A 2,462-nucleotide genomic window follows, 5' to 3' on the forward strand; every position below is an offset into this window, starting at 1 on the left:
GGCGGGGCGGGCGCTGTCCGCCGTCTCGAGCCGAGCCGTCAGGCCGCGCGGTGTCGGTGCCTCGAAGAGCGTGCGCAGCGGCAGTTCGGACCCGAACGCGGTGCGGATGGCGTTGGCCAGCCGGGTAGCCATCAGACTGTGCCCGCCCAGCTCGAAGAAGTTGTCGTCGGGACCGGCCGAGGGCACTGCGAGGACCTGCGCGAACAGCTTGCCCATCAACTCCTCGCGCGGATCGCGAGCCCGCTCCCCGGCCGGACGGCTGCCCGGCTCCGGGGCCGGGAGCGCCGCACGGTCGAGCTTGCCGTTGGCGTTGACGGGAAGCTCGTCCAGCAGCACGAACGCGGTCGGCACCATGTACTCCGGCAGGGCCGCGCCGACGTGTGCCGCGAGCTGCGCGGCGGTGGCCGAAGCTCCCGCACGCACCGCCACGTGGGCCACCAGTCGCCGTAGCCCGACCTGGTCGGGCACGGCGGAGACCGCCGCGTTGACGACCTCCGGATGACGGGTCAGGACGTTCTCGATCTCCCCCGGCTCGATGCGGAATCCCCGCACCTTGACCTGGTCATCGGTACGCCCCAGGTAGTCCAGACAGCCGTCCGCGCGACGCCGTACCAGGTCACCGGTGCGGTACATGCGGCCCCCGGGCGGCCCCCAGGGGTCGGCGACGAACCGCCCGGCGGTCAGCGCGGGCCGGTGGAGATAGCCGCGCGCCAGGCCCGCGCCCGCGAGATACAGCTCCCCGGCCACTCCGTCGGGCACCGGCCGCAGCCGCTCGTCCAGCACGTGGGCACGAACGTGGGGGAGCGGCCTGCCGATGGGTGGGGCCAGCACTTCCTCGCCCTCGGAGAACCAGGCCGTCGCGTAGACGGTCGCCTCCGTCGGACCGTAGATGTTGGCGATCCGCACGCCCGGCCGCAGCTTGCGCACCTGCCGGACCACGTGCTCGGGCAGCGACTCCCCGGCCAGCGCCAGCGTCCGCGCCTCGAACGGGGCCCGCCCGTCGGCCAGCAGGGCCGAGAACACCGACGGCACACCGCCCGCCAGCGTGCCCGACCACGGTCGCTCGGCCAGCTCCAGCAGGTCGCGCACGATCTCCACATGACCACCGGTCAGCAGTGGCGCGAACAGCTCGAAGACCGAGACGTCGAAGGAGAGCGACGTGGCCGCCAGGACCCGTTCCAGCTCCTCTGCGCCGAACCGCTCCACCGCCCAGCCCAGCAGGCAGGCCATGCTGCGCCGGGACACCACCACTCCCTTGGGCGTGCCCGTGGAGCCCGAGGTGTAGATGACGTACGCGGGGAAGCGTTCGTCGACCGTGACGCCGAGGGGGCCGGTGCCGGTGCCGGCGAGTTCGGTCACGACCTGGGGATCGTCCAGCGCGACCCGGGGCACCACGGACGGATCGGGCAGCCCCGCCGAGGCGTCCCCCTCGGTGATCACCAGGGCGGGACTCGCGTCACCGAAGGTGAACGCGACGCGGTCGGCCGGTTGGCCGGAGTCGACCGGCAGATAGGCCGCACCGCACTTCAGGATCGCGAGGACCGCGACCAGCATCCGCACCGAACGCGGCACCGCCACCGCGACGATCCGTTCCGGGCCCGCTCCCCGGGACGCCAGACAGCGGGCCAGCCGGTTGGCCTCGGCGTCGAGTTCCGCGTACGACAGGGTCGTGTCCGCGCCGCTCACCGCGGGGCGGTCCGGTGTCCGCCGGGCCTGGGCCTCGAACCGGCGGATCACCGGTTCGGCGCGCTCCTCGTCCGGTTCCCCGGCCCGGTCCGGCCGTTCGTCCTCGGTCAGGATGTCGACGTCGCCGATGGCCAGGCCGGGATCGTCGGCGACCGCCCGCAGGAACCGGATCAGCCGGTCGCCGAGGGCTGCGACGGTGGCCTCGTCGAACAGGTCCGTGCTGTAGATGATGGCGCCCTCGACACCGCAGGGCGCCCCGTCCGGTGAGCGGACCTCACGCAGCTGGAGATCGAGGTCGAACTTGACCGTGCGCTGTGGGATCCGCTGCGGGGCGGTGCGCAGTCCGGGCAGCTCGGCCGCGACGCCGCCGGCCGGCTGCAGGGCGAGCATCACCTGGAACAGCGGGTGCCGGGCCAGCGACCGGGGCGGCGCCAGCACCTCCACGAGCCGCTCGAACGGCACGTCCTGATGGGAGTACGCCTCCAGATCCTGCTCGGCCACCCGGCGCAGCAGATCGCCGAAGGCCGGGTCGCCTTCGGTGCGGGTGCGCAGGACCAGCGTGTTGACGAAGAATCCGACGACGTCGTCGAGCTGTGCGTCGACGCGTCCGGCCACCGGCGTGCCCAGCGTGATGTCCGTACCCGCTCCGAGTCGAGTGAGCAGTGCCGCCAGGGCGGCGTGCAGCACCATGAAGAGGGTGGCGCCGTGTCCCTGGGCGAGAACGACGAGGTCCGCGTGGAGCTGAGCGGGCAACCGGAGGGGCACCTCCGCACCCC

At 73.2% G+C, this 2,462-nt stretch carries 1 protein-coding gene; it reads right to left on the reverse strand.

The genetic code is table 11. The features are described 5' to 3' along the window. On the reverse strand, positions 1–2,439 hold a 2,439-nt coding region (locus EHS43_RS42495), incomplete at its 3' end, for an amino acid adenylation domain-containing protein (protein WP_260470971.1). Positions 2,440–2,462: the final 23 nt, after the last annotated feature.

Source organism: Streptomyces sp. RP5T (genome assembly GCF_003933965.1).
Lineage (GTDB): Bacteria > Actinomycetota > Actinomycetes > Streptomycetales > Streptomycetaceae > Streptomyces.